This window comes from Erwinia aeris (assembly GCF_041224955.1).
Classification (GTDB): Bacteria; Pseudomonadota; Gammaproteobacteria; order Enterobacterales; family Enterobacteriaceae; genus Erwinia; species Erwinia aeris.
In genome coordinates, this window is record NZ_JBGFFX010000012.1 from 69,459 (window position 1) to 88,738 (window position 19,280).

Here is a 19,280-nt window from a genome sequence, read left to right on the forward strand (position 1 = left end):
GGGTGCCGTAAAAACAGCCTGGACCCTGTTTTATCTTTTGTATGCGCCTGCAGAAGAATAAATCTCCGTTGCCCCTGTAGTTTACAGGGAATAGCGTAAATGATTTTCCCGTAAATGCGTTACGTTCAGCCTGTTGTTACCTGAAGAAACAGCGTTTTGTTCACGAACCATTGGCACGCATGACCGTAACGACCCGAGCCGCCAGGGCGTTGCCGTCAGGTTTATAGCCATGTTGTCAGCTTCCGCGCGGGCAACACAACGCCGTGCCGGGCTTCGCCTGGCTAACCAACATGCGCGGCTCCTGCCCCTGTTTTTATGCCACGTCAGGCAGTACCATACGCCCCAACAGATTAATGAGGTAAAAAGTATGAAACGTGCAGTGGTGGTATTCAGCGGCGGACAGGATTCAACCACCTGTTTGATCCAGGCTTTGCAGCAGTATGACGAAGTGCACTGCCTGACCTTTGACTATGGTCAGCGGCATCGTGCAGAGATCGATATCGCTCGCGAGCTGGCGCAGTCGCTGGGCGCAAGAGCGCACAAAGTGCTGGACGTCACGCTGCTTAACGAGCTGGCCGTCAGTAGCCTGACCCGCGACAGCATCCCCGTTCCGGCCTGGGATCCCGACGCCAGCGGCCTGCCAAGCACTTTTGTGCCGGGACGTAATATCCTGTTCCTGACGCTGGCCTCGATTTATGCTTACCAGGTTGAGGCCGAAGCGGTAATTACCGGCGTTTGCGAAACCGACTTTTCTGGTTACCCGGACTGCCGCGACGAATTTGTTAAGGCGCTGAACCATGCCGTGGAGCTGGGTATGGCGCGTCTGGTTCGCTTTGAAACGCCGCTGATGTGGCTGAACAAAGCCGAAACCTGGGCGCTGGCGGACTACTGGCAGCAGCTGGCGCTGGTGCGCAACGACACGCTTACCTGCTATAACGGCATCAAGGGCGACGGCTGCGGCGAATGCGCTGCCTGCCATCTGCGCGCCAACGGCCTGCGCGATTACCAGATTAACAGCGCTACGGTGATGCAGGAGATGCAGCGCAAAACCGGGCTACGCTGACAGCATCTCTTCCAGCCGCTGCTTCAGCTCGCCGACGATCGGCTGCGCTTTTTGCGTGCGCAGATCGATGCAGACAAAGGTCAGCGTCGCATCGGCTATTGCTTCCCCCTCCGGCAGCAGCGTGATGGTCTGGCCGATAACGCCACTTTTCCCGCCCAGCTGCACCAGATGGCTGGCAATCGCCAGCTCGTCGCCCAGCACCGCCGGGCGACGGTAGTTAATGTTAATATTGACTACGATAAAAGCCAGCCGGTTATCATTCATCCAGCGAAAGGCGGCCAGTTTTTCCAGCCAGGCCCAGCGCGCCTCTTCCAGAAATTCTAAATAGCGCGCGTTGTTGACGTGTTGGTAAACATCCAAATGATAACCGCGAACCTTAATCGTAATCTGCATAATCTTCTCCCAAAAAAGGCCACACTGACTGGTATGACCTCTTTCAGCGTAGCAGCCCGTACGCCACGATGCGTGGGGCCGCAACGGCAAGTCGAGAAAGCGATCACAGTTTCAGTTTGGTCAGGTTCCTCTCTACCAGCGCATTACCAATACCGGGCACTTCTTTTAGCTGCTCTATCTGCGTAAAAGGGCCGTATTGCTCGCGATAGCTGATAATAGCCTGCGCCTTTTTTAGCCCTACGCCGTTCATTACGGCGCTCAGCTCTTCGGCCGTGGCGTGATTAATACTGACCGATTCGCTTTGCGGCGGTTTCTTTTCCTCGCTCGGCTGCGCGCTGGCCTGCGGCGCGCTGACGTTATCGATGGCCGGCCCGGCGTACAGCGGCGAAGCGCCGCCCAGCAGCAGGGTAAAACATAAAGCCTGTAAGGTTGTTTTCATGCTGTTCTCCTCCATGTGTTTGACAGCAACGTCAGGCTACGCCCAACCAACCGGCGCCACAAACGGCAGATGACAGAAATGGAAAAGGCCGCATAAGCGGCCTTTGGGTTTGCAATAATTTGCAGGATTTTTGCGAGGCTTATTGCGCCTGCGCGGCTGCGCCGTACTTGATCTTGCCTTCTTTGCGCAGGTTGCTCAGCAGCGCTTCGAAGGCGATCTGCGCATTGTTCTGCGTGATGCCCTGCACCATCGCTTTCTTCTGCGCTTCCGGCAGCGTGCCGCTGCGTACCTGATCCAGCGCCAGCAGCACAACGTTGCCCTGCCCGTCCTCGCTGATGCCGTACACAGGCTTGTCTTTGGTCGGCTGCGCCAGCGCGAAGGCGGACTGCGTTATCGCATCCTGACCGCTGCGCGTCAGCGTTTTCTGCTCGCTAAAGCTAAGATTAGCCGCCTTCATGGCATCCATACCCTTGCCCGCCTGCAGATCGGCCAGCAGTTTTTCCGCCTGGGCCTTCGCTTCCGCCTGCGCCTTCTGGTTTTTCAGCGTGGCTACGATTTCGGCACTGACCTCGGCCAGCGGCTTAACCGCTTCCGGCTTGTGGGCGGCGATACGCAGCACAAAAGCACGATCGCCATCAACCGTGATGATATCGGAGTTGCTGCCCGGCGCGCCGTTATCCCCCAGCAGACCACCGTTAAAGATCGCCTGCTCTACCGCTCTGAAATTCAGCTCGGCCGGTGGATTGTCGTGGCTGAACCAGTCCGTTTCCACCGCTTTTACGCCTGCCGCTTCTTCCGCGCTCGCCAGCGACTCGTTGTCGTTGCTGGCCGCGTCGCTCACTTTCTGCTGCAGCTTGTAATAAGCGTCGACGGCCGTTTCGTGTTTCACCTTAGCGGCGATGTCGTCGTGTACGGCCGCCAGCGGTTTGATCTGCTGCGGCTGAACGTCATCAAGACGAGCAACGATAAAGCCGACGGAGGATTTGATCACGCCCGACAGCTGACCTTTCTGCGTCAGGTTAGCGCTTTTCAGCTCGTCCGGCGTGGTATCCGGCTCCAGCCAGCCCATATCGCCGCCTTTACGGGCAGAGATAGGATCGATGGATTTCTCTTTCGCCAGCGCGGCAAAATCGCCACCTTTTTTCAGCGCGTCCAGAACCGCCTGCGCATCGGCTTCGGTTTTGGTTTGGATCACGCTGAAACGGCTGCGCTGCGGCTGGGTATAATCCTGCTGATGGCTGTCGTACCAGCTTTGAATATCGCTTTCGCTCGGTGCTTTCTGCAACGAGGCCGCATCCAGCTTGATATAGCTGACGCGGAACTGCTCCGGCGCCATAAAGCTGTTTTTATTCTGCTCGTAGTAGTTTTTGACTTCTTCGTCGCTGACGTTCTGCTTCGCTGCCAGCGCCGCGACGTTAATAGTCGCTTCACGCACCAGGCGCTCCTGAGAAACCAGCGCGGCCAGCGATTCAGTTTCGCCCGGCAGCATAAAGTCTGTGCGGGTCACCGCCGCAATCAGCTGCTGCGTGGTCAGCTGCTTGCGCAGCGCCTGAGCGTACTGATCGGCAGTGAGATTCATCTGGTTAATAATCGCCAGATAACGGGCGTTATCGAATTTGCCGTTAGTCTGGAAGGCCGGCTGGTTGAAAATAGCCTGCTTGATCTGATCGTCGCTAACCGCCAGCTGCAGATCTTTCGCATACTGATCCAGCAGCGCTTCATCTACCAGCTGAGAAAGCGCCTGCTGGCGGATCTGCTGAAGATAAGCGGGATTGCTGGCCAGCTGTGAGAACTGCTCGCCCAGCATTTCCTGCTGACGTGAACGTTCGTTGCTGAACGCTCTTTCCAACTGGGCGCGACTGATTTCCTGGCCATTGACCTTAGCTGCATAATCTCCATTGCCGCCGATCAGGTAGTTGCCCACCCCGGTCAGAACAAAAGAGAGGATGATCAGACCCAGTATAATTTTGAGCACGACATGGTTCGACGCCGCGCGTAAATTGTCCATCATGGTGTGACAACACTCCGCTGTATTATGAATGTAAACCCTTGCGCTTGCTTCCCACGTTCCCGGGGCGCTCCACGCCGCTGCGTATCAGGCTCTTGCGACCGTTGAAACAAAAAAGGCACATCATAGTGTGATGTGCCTCGTATGGTACATGAGAACGTCAGGACAGTCCTCATTCCACCGAAGAAATTGCTTGCCTGACGTTAATTAACCGCGTCTTTCAGCGCCTTACCGGCGCGGAATCCCGGGACTTTGCCCGCAGGAATAGTAATTTCTTTACCGGTTTGCGGGTTGCGTCCGGTACGCTCTGCGCGCTCACGCACGGAAAATGTGCCAAACCCTACCAGCGCCACTTCGTCGCCCGCTTTAAGAGAGTCGGTTACCGCTTCCATAAAAGCATCCAGCACGCGTCCCGCCGCTGCTTTAGAGATATCAGCGTTTGCAGCAATGTTGTCGATCAACTGTGACTTATTCACTCAATCATCCCCTCTTTATTATTTACTTCGCAAACGGGCTTCCCCCCGTTACGAGCACGCATCAATTATCGTTGTTTGTCGAGTCGTAAAAGCAGGGCCTGTTCAGACCTTCACCGGCTTAACAGCCCCCTAAATTAACGGCACAAAAAAAAGCTGGCAAGTACGAATTCGTCTGCCAGCTCTGGATTTAGGGTCTTTTTGTCTTATATCACTATTTCGCCGTGGCAACCTGCATGCCGTATGGGGCATTTTGCAGGGCCAGGGTCAGCACTTCTTCGATACGCTTAACCGGGTGGATATCCAGATCGGCAATCACGTTGTCCGGAATTTCTTCCAGATCGCGCTTGTTTTCATCCGGGATCAGCACGGTTTTGATGCCGCCGCGATGCGCTGCCAGCAGCTTCTCTTTCAGGCCGCCGATAGGCAGAACCTGGCCGCGAAGCGTGATCTCGCCGGTCATCGCCACGTCGGCGCGCACCGGGTTACCGGTCAGACAGGAAACCAGCGCCGTACACATAGCGATACCCGCACTTGGGCCATCTTTCGGCGTGGCGCCTTCCGGCACGTGCACGTGGATGTCGCGTTTTTCGTAGAAGTCGCCGTTAATGCCCAGCTTCTCTGCACGCGCGCGTACCACGGTCAGTGCCGCCTGGATGGACTCCTGCATCACCTCGCCCAGCGAGCCGGTATAGGTCAGCTTGCCTTTGCCCGGCACGCACGCGGTTTCGATGGTCAGCAGATCGCCGCCCACTTCCGTCCATGCCAGACCCGTAACCTGTCCTACGCGGTTTTCGCTGTCGGCGCGGCCATAGTCGAAACGCTGCACGCCCAGGAAATCCTTCAGGTTATCGGCATTGATTTCGATATGGGTAACGCTCTTATCCATCAGCAGCGTTTTCACTGCTTTACGGCACAGCTTAGACAGCTCACGCTCAAGGCTACGCACGCCCGCTTCACGGGTGTAATAACGAATGATACCCACGATGGCGCTGTCGTCTACGGTCAGCTCGCTCGCTTTCAGGGCGTTACGCTCAATCTGCTTCGGCAGCAGGTGCTGTTTGGCAATATTAAGCTTTTCGTCCTCGGTATAGCCCGACAGACGGATCACTTCCATACGGTCCAGCAGCGGTGCCGGAATGTTCATGGAGTTAGACGTCGCTACAAACATCACGTCGGAAAGGTCGTAATCGACTTCCAGATAGTGATCGTTAAAAGCGATGTTCTGCTCGGGATCCAATACCTCCAGCAGGGCCGATGCCGGGTCGCCGCGCATGTCCGAGGACATTTTATCGATCTCATCCAGCAGGAACAGCGGGTTCTTCACGCCAACCTTCGCCATTTTCTGGATCAGCTTGCCCGGCATAGAACCAATATAGGTACGACGGTGCCCACGGATTTCCGCTTCGTCGCGCACGCCGCCCAGCGCCATACGGACATATTTACGGCCGGTCGCCTTAGCGATCGACTGGCCCAGCGAGGTTTTACCCACGCCCGGCGGTCCCACCAGGCACAGGATCGGCCCTTTGATTTTGCTGACGCGGCTCTGCACCGCTAAATATTCCAGGATACGGTCTTTCACGCGCTCCAGGCCAAAGTGATCGGTATCCAGCGTTTCCTGCGCCTTCACCAGATCTTTCTTCACCTTGCTGCGCGCGTTCCACGGCACCTGGACCATCCAGTCGATATAGCCGCGCACCACCGTTGCTTCCGCCGACATTGGCGACATCATCTTCAGCTTCTGCAGCTCGGCTTCGGTTTTATCGCGCGCCTCTTTTGGCATTTTCGCCGCGTCGATTTTGCGCTTCAGCGCTTCGTTTTCGTCCGGCGCGTCGTCCATTTCGCCCAGTTCTTTCTGAATCGCCTTCATCTGCTCATTCAGATAGTACTCGCGCTGGCTCTTTTCCATCTGCTTTTTCACGCGGTTACGAATGCGTTTTTCCACCTGCAGCAGATCGATTTCCGACTCCATCATCGCCATCAGATATTCCAGACGTTCATTGACGTCGGACATCTCCAGCACGGACTGTTTGTCGGCCAGCTTCAGCGGCATATGGGCGGCGACGGTATCCGCAAGACGCGCGGCGTCTTCAATGCTGTTCAGCGAGGTCAGCACTTCCGGCGGGATTTTCTTGTTCAGTTTGATATAGCCTTCAAACTGGTTAATCGCCGTGCGGACCAGCACTTCCTGCTCGCGTTCGTCAATTTCAGGCGAAACCAGATATTCCGCCTGAGCCGTAAAATGGTCACCGTTATCGGCAAGCGTAGTGATATGCGCGCGCTGCAGCCCTTCGACCAGCACTTTTACCGTGCCGTCAGGCAGCTTCAGCATCTGTAAAATTGACGCTACGGTCCCTACAGAGAAGAGATCGTTAATGCCAGGTTCATCCGTTGAAGCCTCTTTCTGTGCGACCAGCATGATCTTTTTGTCATGATCCATGGCGGCTTCAAGGCAGCGAATCGATTTTTCACGGCCTACAAACAACGGAATTACCATGTGCGGATAAACCACTACGTCACGCAACGGCAACACAGGGATTTCAATGCGTTCAGAACGCTCAGGATTCATAGAGCTCTCTCTTAGTTTAATTTCCGCCAGGGTGAGGGGAACCGCAATCGTCAGGCATGCAGTTTTACCCACAGGTAGTTGAGTATATGGGGATGAATGTAAGACATTCAACGTTATGTGCGAGAGAAAAGTAAATGGGGGAAAAATTTCCCCCATTTGCGCTAACCGGTTGGAAAGATGTGGTTATTTATTCGCCAGATGCCTGCTGCGCCTCGCCCTTGCCGTAAATCAGCATCGGATCCGATTCGCCCGCGATAACCGACTCGTCGATCACCACTTTTTCCACGTCGTCCATCGACGGCAGGTCGTACATCGTGTCCAGCAGCGCGCCCTCCACGATTGAGCGCAGCCCGCGCGCCCCGGTTTTGCGCGACATCGCCTTGCCCGCTATCGCCTTCAGCGCCTCTTCGCGGAACTCCAGCTCCACCCCTTCCAGGCTGAACAGCGCCTGATACTGCTTGGTCAGCGCGTTCTTCGGCTCGCACAGGATCTGGATCAGCGCTTCCTCGCTCAGCTCGGTCAGCGTCGCCACCACCGGCAGACGACCGATAAACTCCGGGATCAGACCGAACTTAATCAGGTCCTCCGGCTCCACCTGCGCCAGCAGCTCGCCTTCCGTCGCCTTCTCCGCCTTGCCTTTTACCGTCGCGCCAAAGCCGATGCCCGAGCCGGTATCCACGCGCTGCGAGATAACCTTGTCCAGCCCGGCAAACGCGCCGCCGCAGATAAACAGGATTTTCGAGGTGTCCACCTGCAGAAACTCCTGCTGCGGATGCTTGCGCCCGCCCTGCGGCGGCACCGCGGCGACCGTGCCCTCAATCAGCTTCAGCAGCGCCTGCTGCACGCCCTCGCCCGACACGTCGCGCGTGATGGACGGGTTGTCCGACTTGCGGGAAATCTTGTCGATTTCATCGATGTAAACGATGCCGCGCTGCGCTTTTTGCACGTCGTAGTCGCACTTCTGCAGCAGCTTCTGGATGATGTTTTCCACGTCCTCGCCCACGTAGCCCGCTTCGGTCAGCGTGGTGGCGTCGGCCATGGTAAACGGCACGTCCAGCAGGCGCGCCAGCGTTTCCGCCAGCAGCGTCTTGCCGCTGCCGGTCGGGCCAATCAGCAGGATGTTGCTTTTGCCCAGCTCGATGCCGTTGCTGGTGTCGCCGTTGCGCAGGCGCTTGTAGTGGTTGTAGACCGCCACCGCCAGCACCTTCTTCGCCCGCTCCTGGCCGATAACGTAGTCGTCCAGGTGCTCGCGGATTTCGTGCGGCGTCGGCAGCGAACTGCGCTCGCGGTGATGGGGCGCAACTTCTTTGATCTCTTCGCGAATAATGTCGTTACATAAATCGACGCATTCGTCGCAGATATAGACTGACGGGCCGGCAATCAGCTTGCGGACTTCATGCTGGCTTTTGCCGCAAAAAGAGCAGTACAGCAGCTTCCCTGAACCGTCTTTGCGCTTATCTGTCATCAGTTAACCTCATGGCTTATCAGCGGCCCTTACAGGCTGTGTTCATTAATGGACCAGATCCTAATATAGCGCATTTCAGGGGCGTTTTGGCAGCAAAACCGGGACGCGCTGCGCCTGTCAGCCGCCGTGATTTTTTATCAGTATCCGGTAAGGCAGCGGTTGCCAGGTGATGAAAAGTAACGGGAACGGCTAATAAGCCGCTGTTTTGGCAGGCAATCATTCAGCGCCGCCACAGTTGATTTAGCTGTTGAATGGATTATGCTAAACTCTTGTCACTTATACAGATCGTTTCCTATGGAGTCTAAATAATGTCTCAGGAGCCAAAGAAAGAGAGCCCGGAAGAGAAATCCTCTCTGGCGCTTAACAAGTTACTGCAAGCCCGATCTGTGATCATTTCTGGCGAAATCGATCAGGCGCTGGCGGAGAAAGTTACCGCCCAGCTGCTGATCCTGCAGGAAATGGGCGATGAGCCGATCAAGCTGTTTATCAACAGTCAGGGTGGCCACGTCGAAGCTGGCGATACCATTCACGATATGATCAAGTTCGTGAAGCCGAAGGTACAGGTTATCGGCACCGGCTGGGTAGCCAGCGCGGGCATCACCATTTTCCTGGCGGCGGAGAAAGAAGATCGCTATACGCTGCCTAATACCCGCTTTATGATCCACCAGCCGCTGGGCGGCGTGCGCGGCAAGGTTTCTGATATCGAAATCGAAGCCAACGAGCTGCTGCGCGCGCGCGACCGTATCAACCGGCTGATCAGCAAAGCGACCGGCCAGCCGCTGGAAAAAGTGGAACAGGACACGGACAGCAACTACTGGATGGGTCCACAGCAGGCGATTGAATACGGCATCGCCAGCCATCTGATCACCCACTGGGACGAGCTGAAAGGTTAATCCCTTTTCCTTCCTTCTGAAGCCTCCTTAACCGGAGGCTGAGGTTGCTGACAAACTCCTGCCCTTTCATTAAGTCGCGTTCGGGCCGGAGAATAACACCAGAGGCAGATCGGAACACGGACACGCCGTAGATCCGTCCGTGGAGGCTCGGTTGGCGCGTCCATGCGCCAAACGGTCCGTTTATCCGCTCAGCCTCTGCTGTACGAAGCTGATGTTTCGCTGTAAAAAACCAGTTCGTACAGACCCTTTAATTTTCAGCAGCCTGAAGCCTCCTTAACCGGAGGCTTTTTTTATTCTGCCTCACTGCCAAATCATAAGTAAAACTAAGCATTATCCGAATCTCCCGCCCAGGAATATGTACCAGCCATAACTCCGTGTATATTCCTTGCCGTTTATGGTTAAGGAAAAGAAAATGATCCGTAAAGAAATCTACAATCTGCAGATTGTCAGGGGGCTGGCCGCGCTGTGCGTGGTGCTGGAGCATCTCTCACCCCGCGCCGTTGCTCATTTCTTCAGTGCAGGACAGGTTGGCGTATCGATGTTCTTCTTCCTGAGCGGCTATATTATGATGCATACCTTCAGAGAGGATCAGTCAGCGGGCGCCTTTATTAAAAACAGAATAAAAAGGATCTACCCCGCCTACCTCATCCTCTCCATTCCCCTTATCTTATATACGCTCCACAAGACCGGCTCATTAACTTATCTTCTGCATAATCTCTTTCTCATCCCCTGGACGGAGTGGGACAGAGAGGCGTTGCCCTATAACTGGTCGGAATCGATGGCGAATCCGGCGGCCTGGACGCTGGTCTACGAGTTCTATTTTTATCTGCTGCTTTGCGTAGGCAAAACATTGCTGAATAAAAAAGCCTTTGTTTTCTCCTTTACCACCGTAGCGATGCTCGCCATTCTTATTGCGACCAACATGACCTGGGGTAATGACGGCTATCTGGGCTGGCACGGCGTTACGTTCAAATCCGTGGCGGGCAACCTTGCGCTGCTGTCGTTTATCGTCGGCATGTGCGGACGGCAGCTGGGTTTCCACCACGTGAAAAAAAATCCCGCCGTATTTTTGCTGATCCCTGTCGCTATGCTGCTGCTGTGGCTGATGGCCAGACAGGGCGTAACCAATCTGCAAATCCGCGATCTGCTGGGGTCATGCCTGCCTTCATGGACCTTTGTGCTGCTGATGGCCAACATGGAGGATTTTAAAGGCTTTGCCTACGATAAACTTCACGCTATCGGCATGTACTCCTATTCGCTCTATCTTTTCCATGCCAACTTTTATACCGCGAAGTGGATTGTCTTTAATAATCTTGCCCGTGTCGGCCTGGATTCTTCCCCGATCAAGGTGGCGGTTCTGCTGCTGTTTATCGCGCTGTCGCTGTTTATTTCAAAACATCTCTACCATTTGATTGAAAGAGGCGGCGCGTGGAAGATGCTGCGGAGCCGTAGCGTCAGAGCAGGCTGAGGGCACGACAGGCAGCAGGCTCCACATCTGGCTTTTCAGGCGGTCAATGGCTGAAGGATCGGGCCGATAAAAAAAGAGAGCCGGAAGGCTCTCTTTTTCAGGGGGGCAGGTCGTACAGAGAACTATTCGCCGGACGCCTGCTGCGCCTCGCCCTTGCCGTAAATCAGCATCGGATCCGATTCGCCCGCGATAACCGACTCGTCGATCACCACTTTTTCCACGTCGTCCATCGACGGCAGGTCGTACATCGTGTCCAGCAGCGCGCCCTCCACGATTGAGCGCAGCCCGCGCGCCCCGGTTTTGCGCGACATCGCCTTGCCCGCTATCGCCTTCAGCGCCTCTTCGCGGAACTCCAGCTCCACCCCTTCCAGGCTGAACAGCGCCTGATACTGCTTGGTCAGCGCGTTCTTCGGCTCGCACAGGATCTGGATCAGCGCTTCCTCGCTCAGCTCGGTCAGCGTCGCCACCACCGGCAGACGACCGATAAACTCCGGGATCAGACCGAACTTAATCAGGTCCTCCGGCTCCACCTGCGCCAGCAGCTCGCCTTCCGTCGCCTTCTCCGCCTTGCCTTTTACCGTCGCGCCAAAGCCGATGCCCGAGCCGGTATCCACGCGCTGCGAGATAACCTTGTCCAGCCCGGCAAACGCGCCGCCGCAGATAAACAGGATTTTCGAGGTGTCCACCTGCAGAAACTCCTGCTGCGGATGCTTGCGCCCGCCCTGCGGCGGCACCGCGGCGACCGTGCCCTCAATCAGCTTCAGCAGCGCCTGCTGCACGCCCTCGCCCGACACGTCGCGCGTGATGGACGGGTTGTCCGACTTGCGGGAAATCTTGTCGATTTCATCGATGTAAACAATGCCGCGCTGCGCTTTCTGCACGTCGTAGTCGCACTTCTGCAGCAGCTTCTGGATGATGTTTTCCACGTCCTCGCCCACGTAGCCCGCTTCGGTCAGCGTGGTGGCGTCGGCCATGGTAAACGGTACGTCCAGCAGGCGCGCCAGCGTTTCCGCCAGCAGCGTCTTGCCGCTGCCGGTCGGGCCAATCAGCAGGATGTTGCTTTTGCCCAGCTCGATGCCGTTGCTGGTGTCGCCGTTGCGCAGGCGCTTGTAGTGGTTGTAGACCGCCACCGCCAGCACCTTCTTCGCCCGCTCCTGGCCGATAACGTAGTCGTCCAGATGCTCGCGGATTTCGTGCGGCGTCGGCAGCGAACTGCGCTCGCGGTGGGGCGCGACTTCTTTGATCTCTTCGCGAATGATGTCGTTACATAAATCGACGCATTCGTCGCAGACATACACTGACGGGCCGGCAATCAGCTTGCGGACTTCATGCTGGCTCTTGCCGCAAAAAGAGCAGTACAGCAGCTTCCCTGAACCGTCTTTGCGCTTATCTGTCATTAACTTGCCCCTCTTGTTTAACGCTGACGGCCCAGGCCGTCAGTCTGCCTTTATGACGGCAGCAATCTCTTTTACCAACCAGCGCCGCTTAACCGCGCTGGTTCAAAATGGCGTCGACCAGACCGTACTCCACCGACTCGCTGGCAGAAAGGAAACGATCGCGCTGGGTGTCGCGCTCGATGGTTTCGACGCTCTGACCGGTATGTTTGGCCATCAGCTCATTCATCATCTGCTTGGTTTTGATAATTTCACGCGCGTGAATATCGATATCCGACGCCTGACCCTGGAAGCCGCCCAGCGGCTGGTGGATCATCACGCGGGAATGCGGCAGGCAGTAGCGTTTGCCTTTCGCGCCGGCGGTCAACAGGAAAGAACCCATTGAGCAGGCCTGGCCCATACAGATGGTGCTGACGTCAGGTTTGATAAATTGCATGGTGTCGTAAATAGACATGCCCGCGGTAATTACGCCACCAGGAGAGTTAATATAAAGGTGGATATCTTTTTCCGGGTTTTCTGCTTCCAGAAACAGCATCTGCGCGACGATCAGGTTCGCCATATGATCCTCGACCTGGCCGGTCAGGAAGATAATGCGCTCCTTCAGCAGGCGGGAAAAGATGTCGTAAGAACGCTCTCCGCGAGAAGTTTGTTCAACCACCATTGGCACTAAAGCCATATGAGGTGCTGTTTGTTCACGTTCGCCACTGTATGACATTACCGTCTCCTGGATTTTTCATTTGGCCACACTACCAATTCTACTTGAGAGCGTTCCGGAACACTATGTCCCCAACTTTATTCACCCGAAAGCTATCGGCGATCCTAAAGCCTTACCGTAACTTTACTATCTGGGGATACACCCCCGCTAATTCAAGCATAACAACGTTTTCAGGCGGCTGCTAACCAGGAAAAGTAGCATAGTCGATAATTTGCCGCTTTAATGAGCGAATAAGGCCCATAATGTCACGCCATCCGGCGGATAAAAGAAAAAAGCCCGCGGTCTTGATGACCGCGGGCTTTAATTTATCCTGAAAAATCAGACGATCAGGCCGTTTGGGTCTGGTTCATCAGTTCCTGGAAGTTTGTCGCTTTTTCGGTCACTTTGGCTTTTTCCAGCACGGCTTCCACCGCCTGTTCTTCCAGCGCGACGTTGCGCATGTTGTTCATCAGCTCGTTATTTTTGCTGTAGAACTCGATCACTTCAGCCGGATCTTCGTAGGCAGACGCCATCTCTTCGATCAGGGTCTTCACGCGATCTTCATCCGCTTTCAGCTCGTGGCTGCGGATAACTTCGCCCAGCAGCAGACCAACCACCACGCGGCGCTTAGCCTGCTCTTCGAACAGTTCGCGAGGCAGCTCAAGAGCCTGCTTCTCGTTACCGCCGAAGCGCTGTGCAGCCTGACGCTTCAGCACGTCGATTTCGCTGTCGATCAGGGCAGCCGGCACCTCGATTTCGTTAGCGCTGACCAGGCCGTCGATAGCCTGAGTCTTCACACGGTTACGCACGGCGCCTTTCAGCTCGCGCTCCATGTTTTTACGCACTTCGGTACGCAGACCCGCTACGGAGCCATCTTCCACGCCGAAACGCTTGATGAACTCTTCGGTGAATTCCGGCAGCTCGCGCTCTTCAACTTTCTTCAGCACGATCTCGAACTTCGCCGCTTTCCCTTTCAGGTTTTCAGCGTGGTAGTCTTCCGGGAAGTTCACGTCGATAGTGAAGGTTTCGCCCGCTTTGTGGCCAACCACACCGTCTTCAAAGCCTGGGATCATACGACCCTGGCCCATCGCCAGTACGAAGTCGGACGCTTTGCCGCCTTCGAACTCTTCGCCGTCTACAGAGCCGGAGAAGTCGATGGTCACGCGATCTTCAGCTGCCGCTGCGCGATCGGTTTCTTTCCAGGTCGCCTGCTGCTTGCGCAGGGTATCCAGCATGGCATCGACGTCTTCGTCGGTCACGGAAACAACCGGTTTTTCAACTTCGATTGCTTCCAGGCCTTTCAGCTCGACTTCCGGATAGACTTCGAACTCTACGGAGAAAGTGAAGTCTTCGCCGGTTTTGTATTCGCCCGGCACGTAATTTGGCGCGCCAGCCGGATTGATTTTCTCTTTGATGATCGCATCAACAAAGTTGCGCTGCATCAGATCGCCCAGCACGTCCTGACGAACAGACGCGCCGTAACGCTGTGCAACCACGGTCATCGGCACTTTCCCTTTACGGAAACCGTCGATACGCACTTTTTTCGCTACGCTGACCAGCTCATTTTTCACCGCGTTTTCGATCACATCTTTAGCAACGGTAATCGTAACGCGACGGCCCAGGCCCTGAGTTGTTTCTACTGAAACTTGCATCTTATTACCTCAAAAAATCACGTGCTCGGTCAACTTCAGACTCGCTCTACCCGTCAGGGCAAAGTAAGACTAAGAACCGGGACGGCCTCTGATGTCAGAACCGCATTCCCTGTTGTCAGAAGCGTCCCGAAGACATTCGGAAAAACAGACGCAGCATTATAGCGGCAACGGCAAAGCGAGTCGAGGCTGCAACGCGCCGCCATTTTGTTAAGGTTCACGCTTTTTGCATCTGAAAGGAGTAAAAGAAAGGGTTAACGCGGTTTTTTCGACCAGAAACAACAAAGCGGCCCGCAGGCCGCTTCAGATTTTCAGAGATTGCCTCAGGCCAGCGTACCGGCACCGCGACAGTTGGGCGAAGCCGGAACCGTGTCCTGTAACCCTACCCACTCTTTTTCGGTATAGGTATGCAGCGCCAGCGCGTGAACGCTTCCCGCCAGCTCGTCGGCCAGCACGCCATAAATGGCGCGATGCCGCATCAGAAAGCGCTGGTTAAGAAAGCTGTCGCTGACGATAACTATCTTGAAGTGACTTTCCGCCCCTGCAGGCACATTGTGACGATAGCTTTCGTCATGAACCTCCAGGTGCACGGGTGTAAATGCCGTTCTCAACTTTTCTTCTATTTGTTCGCGGATCATAACCACACTCCTCTACGACCTGATGCGCCCCATCTTATTCAATATTAGCCGGATTTCGCCGCCTGCCGATCCGTTTACGGAATTCGCCGCCTGCCGATCCGTTTACGGAAAAATATCCGCCGTTCAGGCGCGCTACTGTGCATTTTCCCGCTGGCGGCTGCAACTGTCCGCGCCCAGAAAGCGCGTCCGACCGCCCGGGTGAAAAGATAAGGTAATGAATTTGCGCGTCGCCGGGGCTTCCTCTTGCTACAGGCAATGTTATGATGACCTCGGTTTTGTCCGGACTACACCCCATAAAATCGAGAACATAAGCATGCTAAAAAAATTATTCTTCCCTCTGCTGGCGGTATTTATGCTGGCCGGCTGCGCCACCAACAGCACCACGTTGAACGTTTCGCCAGTCATCAAACTGCCGCAGCAGGATCCGAGCCTGATGGGCGTCACCGTCAGCATTAACGGTGCCGATCAGCGTAGCGATAAAGCGCTCGCCAAAGTGAACCGCGACGGCCAGCTGGTCACGCTGACCCCGTCCCGCGATCTGCGTTTCCTGCTTCAGGAAGTGCTGGAGAAACAAATGGGCGCGCGCGGCTATATGATCGGCCCGAACGGCGCGGTTGATTTGCAGATCGTGGTGAACAACCTTTATTCAGACGTTACCCAGGGCAACGTGCGCTACAGCATTACCACCAAGGCCGATATCTCTATTATTGCTACCGCAAAAAACGGCAACAAGCAGGTGAAAAACTACCGTCAGACCTACAGCGTCGAAGGCGCGTTTAACGCCACCAACGATAAGATCACCAACGCGGTCAACGCGACGCTGGGCGACGTCATCGACGATATGGCGCAGGACACCAGCATTCACGAGTTTATCAAGCAAAACGCCCGTTAATATAGCCTTGCCCGCCGCGCTGGCGGGCACTGTTTAAGGTTTGTATGCCCAGTCACTATCTGCAAATTTTCACCCGTCGTAACGCCGCCCTTCTGCTCCTGCTCGGTTTCTCTTCCGGTTTGCCGCTGGCGCTGACGTCCGGCACGTTACAGGCCTGGATGGCCGTAGAAAATGTCGACATTAAAACCATCGGCTTTTTTTCGCTGGTTGGGCAGGCGTACGTCTTTAAGTTTCTCTGGTCGCCGCTGATGGACCGCTATACGCCGCCGTTTTTAGGACGTCGGCGCGGCTGGCTGTTGGTGACCCAGCTGCTGCTGATCGTCGCTATTGCGCTGATGGGCTTTATGCAGCCGTCACGCGATCTGACGCTGCTCGCCTCGCTGGCGGTGCTGGTCGCCTTCTGTTCCGCCTCGCAGGATATTGTTTTTGACGCCTGGAAAACGGATATCCTGCCTGCCGAAGAGCGCGGCAGCGGCGCGGCAATCAGCGTGTTCGGCTACCGGCTGGCGATGCTGGTTTCCGGCGGGCTGGCGCTCTGGCTGGCCGACCGTTATCTGGGCTGGCAGGCCATCTGGTGGCTGATGGCCGCGATGATGGTGCCGGGCGTGATCGCCACGCTACTGGCGAAGGAACCGGATGAGGCAATAGTGCAGCCGCGCTCGCTGGAAGAAGCGGTGATTGCGCCGCTGCGCGATTTTTTCACCCGTAATAATGCCTGGCTGATCCTGTCGTTGATTGTCCTTTATAAGCTTGGCGACGCCTTTGCCGCCAGCCTGACCACTATCTTCCTTATTCGCGGCGTGGGCTTTGACGCAGGCGACGTGGGGCTGGTGAACAAAACGCTTGGTCTGTTCGCCACGATTATCGGCGCGCTGTTCGGCGGCGTACTGATGCAGCGGCTGAGCCTTTATCGCGCGCTGATGCTGTTTGGCATCCTACAGGCGCTGTCAAACCTGGCTTACTGGCTGCTGTCGGTGACCGACAAACACCTTTACAGCATGGCGGCGGCCGTCTTTGCAGAGAATCTGTGCGGCGGTATGGGCACGGCGGCCTTTGTGGCGCTGCTGATGACGCTGTGCAACAAGTCGTTTTCCGCCACGCAGTTCGCGCTGCTTTCTGCCCTGTCCGCCGTCGGTCGCGTCTATGTCGGGCCGGTCGCGGGCTGGTTTGTGGCAGGCTGGGGCTGGCCCGCGTTTTACGCCTTTTCCGTCGCGGCGGCGCTGCCGGGGATGGTGCTGCTGGCGGGCTGTAAGCGCACGCTGGACAGGGCAGAGAAAACGCGCGAGTTCGCTCCCCGCGATCGTTGGCCACAGGCCTACCGCTGGGCTATCCGTCTGCTGCTGTTGGGCTGCGCGCTGGCGGGGATTGCGCTGGCGCTGCTGGCACTGGATGCCCTGGGCGTGGCGCATATCGACCATTTACTCGCAACGCTGTTTGGCGGTGCGGCGCTGCTGGGGTTGGCGGGCGTGATGCTGGGTTCGCTGCTCGATTATCTGGCGCAACGCAGCGCGCAGGACTAAGGTCATTTGCCGTCCGGCAATCGGACGGCGGTTCCTGTTGTCACCCGTCTGTACGGGCCGGGCCGGGCTTCACTCATTGATGTGCGTTTGCCATTGTCAACAACAATTGATAACCAGAGTGAATAGTGTGATAAACCTCACGTAACAAGCTCGCTCACCCGAGAAAGCGGATGCAGACCACCCCGGATTTAAGGCAAACTCAGTGCCGTCTGATTACATCGGGTTAGCATTGAAGAAGCCGGAATACATTAGCAGCGCTGTTCTGTGCACCCTTAACGGCTATTATTTATTGCCCATAGCAGAAAATAAGCTAACAGCAACGTAACAAACGCCCTTTTTTTTCGCTGTAAATAGCGGCAGTGGTGTAGGTAATTTAATCATTTTTTAACAATTCCACCGCTGCGCTTATTTTGCCTCGTCCGTTATTTCCTAAAGATTCTCGTCTTTACATTTACAATAAAACGAGAAAACACAACCGCTACGAAACTATTTTTGTTTATTTGACATAGATCAAATGCTACAGCTATGTTAAATAATTGAGTACCAATTTCGCTGTTTATAGCGACCCTGATTTCTGAAGGGGATTTTCCATCTGTTTTTGTTATATCACCCCCAAAGCCCTGCTATTATTCATATTTTGTCACCCTCCGAAACATGTGTGACAGTGTTTGCAAAAGGTGTCAACACCTCGCTGACACAAGCTGTTGCTGGTTTACAGTACTGAAACGTTCCCGTAAAATGCCGCCACACTTAAACGACAATAGAGCCCTTGTCATTGAGGTCGTTAAATGAGACTCAGGAAATACAATAAAAGTTTGGGGATTCTGTCATTAATCGCAGGCACTGTATTGTTAAGTGGCTGTGATAGTGCATTGTTGAGTCCCAAAGGACAGGTTGCAATGGAGCAACGTTCGCTGATACTGACAGCCTTCGGCTTGATGATGATCGTCGTTATTCCCGCAGTCCTGATGGCCGTGGTGTTCGCCTGGAAATATCGGGCATCGAATACCGAAGCAAAATACAGTCCAAACTGGTCACACTCGAATAAAGTGGAAGCCGTGGTATGGACTGTGCCCATCCTTATCATTCTCTTCCTTGGCGTCCTGACGTGGAAATCAACCCACGCGCTGGAACCAAGCAAACCGTTGGCTTCCAATGTGAAACCCATTGAGATTGATGTGGTGGCGCTGGACTGGAAATGGCTGTTTATCTACCCTGAACAGGGTATTGCAACCGTTAACCAGATTGCTTTCCCGGCCAACACGCCAGTGACCTTTAAGATCACTTCGAACTCCGTGATGAACTCCTTCTTCATTCCTACCCTCGGTAGCCAGATTTACGCTATGGCGGGTATGCAGACTCAGCTGAACCTGATCGCGAATGAGGCCGGCACGTTTGACGGTATCTCCTCTAACTTCAGCGGTCGCGGCTTCTCCGGCATGAAGTTCAAAGCTATCGCCACACCTGATAATGCAGCATTCGATCAGTGGGTAGCGAAAGCGAAAGAGTCTTCTAACCAGCTGATGACCATGGATGATTTCGAGAAACTGGCTGCGCCAAGCGAAAACCATCCGGTGGAGTTCTTCTCTACGGCGAATCCTGATTTGTTCAAGCAGGTTATTGGCAAATTCAAGATGAACCACGGGAATATGGCTATGTCCTCTGAGCATGAAGGCATGGACATGAACGACGCCTCTCACGCGGGAGCCGAGGAATAATACG

The 19,280-nt window shown here is 55.3% G+C and carries 16 protein-coding genes; 6 read left to right on the forward strand and 10 right to left on the reverse strand.

Annotation, left to right across the window (positions count from 1 at the left end):
- The first annotated feature begins 367 nt into the window (after positions 1–367).
- Positions 368–1,063 (forward strand): 7-cyano-7-deazaguanine synthase QueC, encoded by a 696-nt coding sequence (gene queC / locus AB6T85_RS18060; RefSeq protein ID WP_301252341.1) that lies wholly within the window; start codon positions 368–370, stop codon positions 1,061–1,063.
- On the opposite strand, the gene AB6T85_RS18065 is transcribed toward queC, so the two are convergent.
- The 6 genes from AB6T85_RS18065 to clpX (AB6T85_RS18090) form a co-directional block, all read right to left on the reverse strand.
- On the reverse strand, positions 1,055–1,456 hold the full coding sequence (locus tag AB6T85_RS18065) for an acyl-CoA thioesterase (protein WP_125288629.1): 402 nt from the start codon (positions 1,454–1,456) through the stop codon (positions 1,055–1,057). The genes queC and AB6T85_RS18065 overlap by 9 nt on opposite strands.
- A gap of 103 nt (positions 1,457–1,559) precedes the next feature.
- On the reverse strand, positions 1,560–1,895 hold the full coding sequence (locus tag AB6T85_RS18070; protein ID WP_253455045.1) for a ComEA family DNA-binding protein: 336 nt from the start codon (positions 1,893–1,895) through the stop codon (positions 1,560–1,562).
- A gap of 139 nt (positions 1,896–2,034) precedes the next feature.
- Complete coding sequence (gene ppiD, locus AB6T85_RS18075) at positions 2,035–3,906, reverse strand: peptidylprolyl isomerase (protein WP_253455046.1); 1,872 nt, start codon at positions 3,904–3,906, stop codon at positions 2,035–2,037.
- A 200-nt stretch (positions 3,907–4,106) separates the two neighbouring features.
- Positions 4,107–4,379, reverse strand: a complete 273-nt coding sequence (gene hupB, locus AB6T85_RS18080; protein ID WP_125288435.1) for a nucleoid-associated protein HU-beta — start codon at positions 4,377–4,379, stop codon at positions 4,107–4,109.
- Positions 4,380–4,590: 211 nt separating this feature from the next.
- Entirely contained in the window at positions 4,591–6,945 is a 2,355-nt protein-coding gene (gene lon / locus AB6T85_RS18085; protein WP_125288434.1) for an endopeptidase La, read from the reverse strand.
- A gap of 187 nt (positions 6,946–7,132) precedes the next feature.
- Positions 7,133–8,410: an ATP-dependent protease ATP-binding subunit ClpX gene (clpX, locus tag AB6T85_RS18090; protein ID WP_253455047.1), complete on the reverse strand. Its 1,278-nt coding sequence runs from the start codon at positions 8,408–8,410 to the stop codon at positions 7,133–7,135.
- A 308-nt stretch (positions 8,411–8,718) separates the two neighbouring features.
- On the opposite strand from clpX (AB6T85_RS18090), the gene AB6T85_RS18095 reads away from it, so the two are divergent.
- Both AB6T85_RS18095 and AB6T85_RS18100 read left to right on the forward strand, forming a co-directional pair.
- Positions 8,719–9,303, forward strand: coding sequence for an ATP-dependent Clp protease proteolytic subunit (locus AB6T85_RS18095; RefSeq protein ID WP_253455049.1), 585 nt, complete (start codon positions 8,719–8,721; stop codon positions 9,301–9,303).
- A gap of 412 nt (positions 9,304–9,715) precedes the next feature.
- A complete protein-coding gene (locus AB6T85_RS18100) occupies positions 9,716–10,771 on the forward strand; it encodes an acyltransferase family protein (RefSeq protein WP_369896322.1) in 1,056 nt (351 codons plus the stop codon).
- Positions 10,772–10,893: 122 nt separating this feature from the next.
- Here AB6T85_RS18100 and clpX (AB6T85_RS18105) read toward each other — a convergent pair whose 3' ends face one another.
- The 4 genes from clpX (AB6T85_RS18105) to bolA form a co-directional block, all read right to left on the reverse strand.
- On the reverse strand, positions 10,894–12,168 hold the full coding sequence (gene clpX, locus AB6T85_RS18105; RefSeq protein WP_253455051.1) for an ATP-dependent protease ATP-binding subunit ClpX: 1,275 nt from the start codon (positions 12,166–12,168) through the stop codon (positions 10,894–10,896).
- An 88-nt stretch (positions 12,169–12,256) separates the two neighbouring features.
- Entirely contained in the window at positions 12,257–12,880 is a 624-nt protein-coding gene (gene clpP / locus AB6T85_RS18110) for an ATP-dependent Clp endopeptidase proteolytic subunit ClpP (RefSeq protein WP_125288429.1), read from the reverse strand.
- A 326-nt stretch (positions 12,881–13,206) separates the two neighbouring features.
- Positions 13,207–14,511: a trigger factor gene (tig, locus tag AB6T85_RS18115; RefSeq protein ID WP_369896323.1), complete on the reverse strand. Its 1,305-nt coding sequence runs from the start codon at positions 14,509–14,511 to the stop codon at positions 13,207–13,209.
- 320 nt (positions 14,512–14,831) lie between these two features.
- Entirely contained in the window at positions 14,832–15,146 is a 315-nt protein-coding gene (gene bolA, locus AB6T85_RS18120) for a transcriptional regulator BolA (protein WP_253455054.1), read from the reverse strand.
- 313 nt (positions 15,147–15,459) lie between these two features.
- On the opposite strand from bolA, the gene AB6T85_RS18125 reads away from it, so the two are divergent.
- The 3 genes from AB6T85_RS18125 to cyoA all read left to right on the forward strand — a co-directional run bounded on the left by AB6T85_RS18125 (position 15,460) and on the right by cyoA (position 19,276).
- Complete coding sequence (locus AB6T85_RS18125; RefSeq protein WP_253455055.1) at positions 15,460–16,038, forward strand: lipoprotein; 579 nt, start codon at positions 15,460–15,462, stop codon at positions 16,036–16,038.
- 44 nt (positions 16,039–16,082) lie between these two features.
- Positions 16,083–17,558 carry a muropeptide MFS transporter AmpG gene (ampG, locus tag AB6T85_RS18130; RefSeq protein ID WP_253455057.1) on the forward strand — a complete coding sequence of 492 codons (1,476 nt, stop codon included), beginning with the start codon at positions 16,083–16,085 and terminating at the stop codon, positions 17,556–17,558.
- A 788-nt stretch (positions 17,559–18,346) separates the two neighbouring features.
- Positions 18,347–19,276 (forward strand): cytochrome o ubiquinol oxidase subunit II, encoded by a 930-nt coding sequence (gene cyoA / locus AB6T85_RS18135; RefSeq protein ID WP_125288424.1) that lies wholly within the window; start codon positions 18,347–18,349, stop codon positions 19,274–19,276.
- Positions 19,277–19,280 lie beyond the last annotated feature (4 nt).

What these genes read in the sequence shown, in the direction of transcription:
- ppiD (WP_253455046.1), bottom strand. Translation starts at nt 3,906, where the DNA reads ATGATGGACAATTTACGCGCGGCGTCGAACCATGTCGTGCTCAAAATT.
- AB6T85_RS18100 (WP_369896322.1), top strand. Translation starts at nt 9,716, where the DNA reads ATGATCCGTAAAGAAATCTACAATCTGCAGATTGTCAGGGGGCTGGCC.
- AB6T85_RS18125 (WP_253455055.1), top strand. Translation starts at nt 15,460, where the DNA reads ATGCTAAAAAAATTATTCTTCCCTCTGCTGGCGGTATTTATGCTGGCC.
- cyoA (WP_125288424.1), top strand. Translation starts at nt 18,347, where the DNA reads ATGAGACTCAGGAAATACAATAAAAGTTTGGGGATTCTGTCATTAATC.
- bolA (WP_253455054.1), bottom strand. Translation starts at nt 15,146, where the DNA reads ATGATCCGCGAACAAATAGAAGAAAAGTTGAGAACGGCATTTACACCC.
- clpX (WP_253455051.1), bottom strand. Translation starts at nt 12,168, where the DNA reads ATGACAGATAAGCGCAAAGACGGTTCAGGGAAGCTGCTGTACTGCTCT.
- tig (WP_369896323.1), bottom strand. Translation starts at nt 14,511, where the DNA reads ATGCAAGTTTCAGTAGAAACAACTCAGGGCCTGGGCCGTCGCGTTACG.
- clpX (WP_253455047.1), bottom strand. Translation starts at nt 8,410, where the DNA reads ATGACAGATAAGCGCAAAGACGGTTCAGGGAAGCTGCTGTACTGCTCT.
- ampG (WP_253455057.1), top strand. Translation starts at nt 16,083, where the DNA reads ATGCCCAGTCACTATCTGCAAATTTTCACCCGTCGTAACGCCGCCCTT.
- lon (WP_125288434.1), bottom strand. Translation starts at nt 6,945, where the DNA reads ATGAATCCTGAGCGTTCTGAACGCATTGAAATCCCTGTGTTGCCGTTG.
- AB6T85_RS18095 (WP_253455049.1), top strand. Translation starts at nt 8,719, where the DNA reads ATGTCTCAGGAGCCAAAGAAAGAGAGCCCGGAAGAGAAATCCTCTCTG.
- AB6T85_RS18065 (WP_125288629.1), bottom strand. Translation starts at nt 1,456, where the DNA reads ATGCAGATTACGATTAAGGTTCGCGGTTATCATTTGGATGTTTACCAA.
- queC (WP_301252341.1), top strand. Translation starts at nt 368, where the DNA reads ATGAAACGTGCAGTGGTGGTATTCAGCGGCGGACAGGATTCAACCACC.
- AB6T85_RS18070 (WP_253455045.1), bottom strand. Translation starts at nt 1,895, where the DNA reads ATGAAAACAACCTTACAGGCTTTATGTTTTACCCTGCTGCTGGGCGGC.
- clpP (WP_125288429.1), bottom strand. Translation starts at nt 12,880, where the DNA reads ATGTCATACAGTGGCGAACGTGAACAAACAGCACCTCATATGGCTTTA.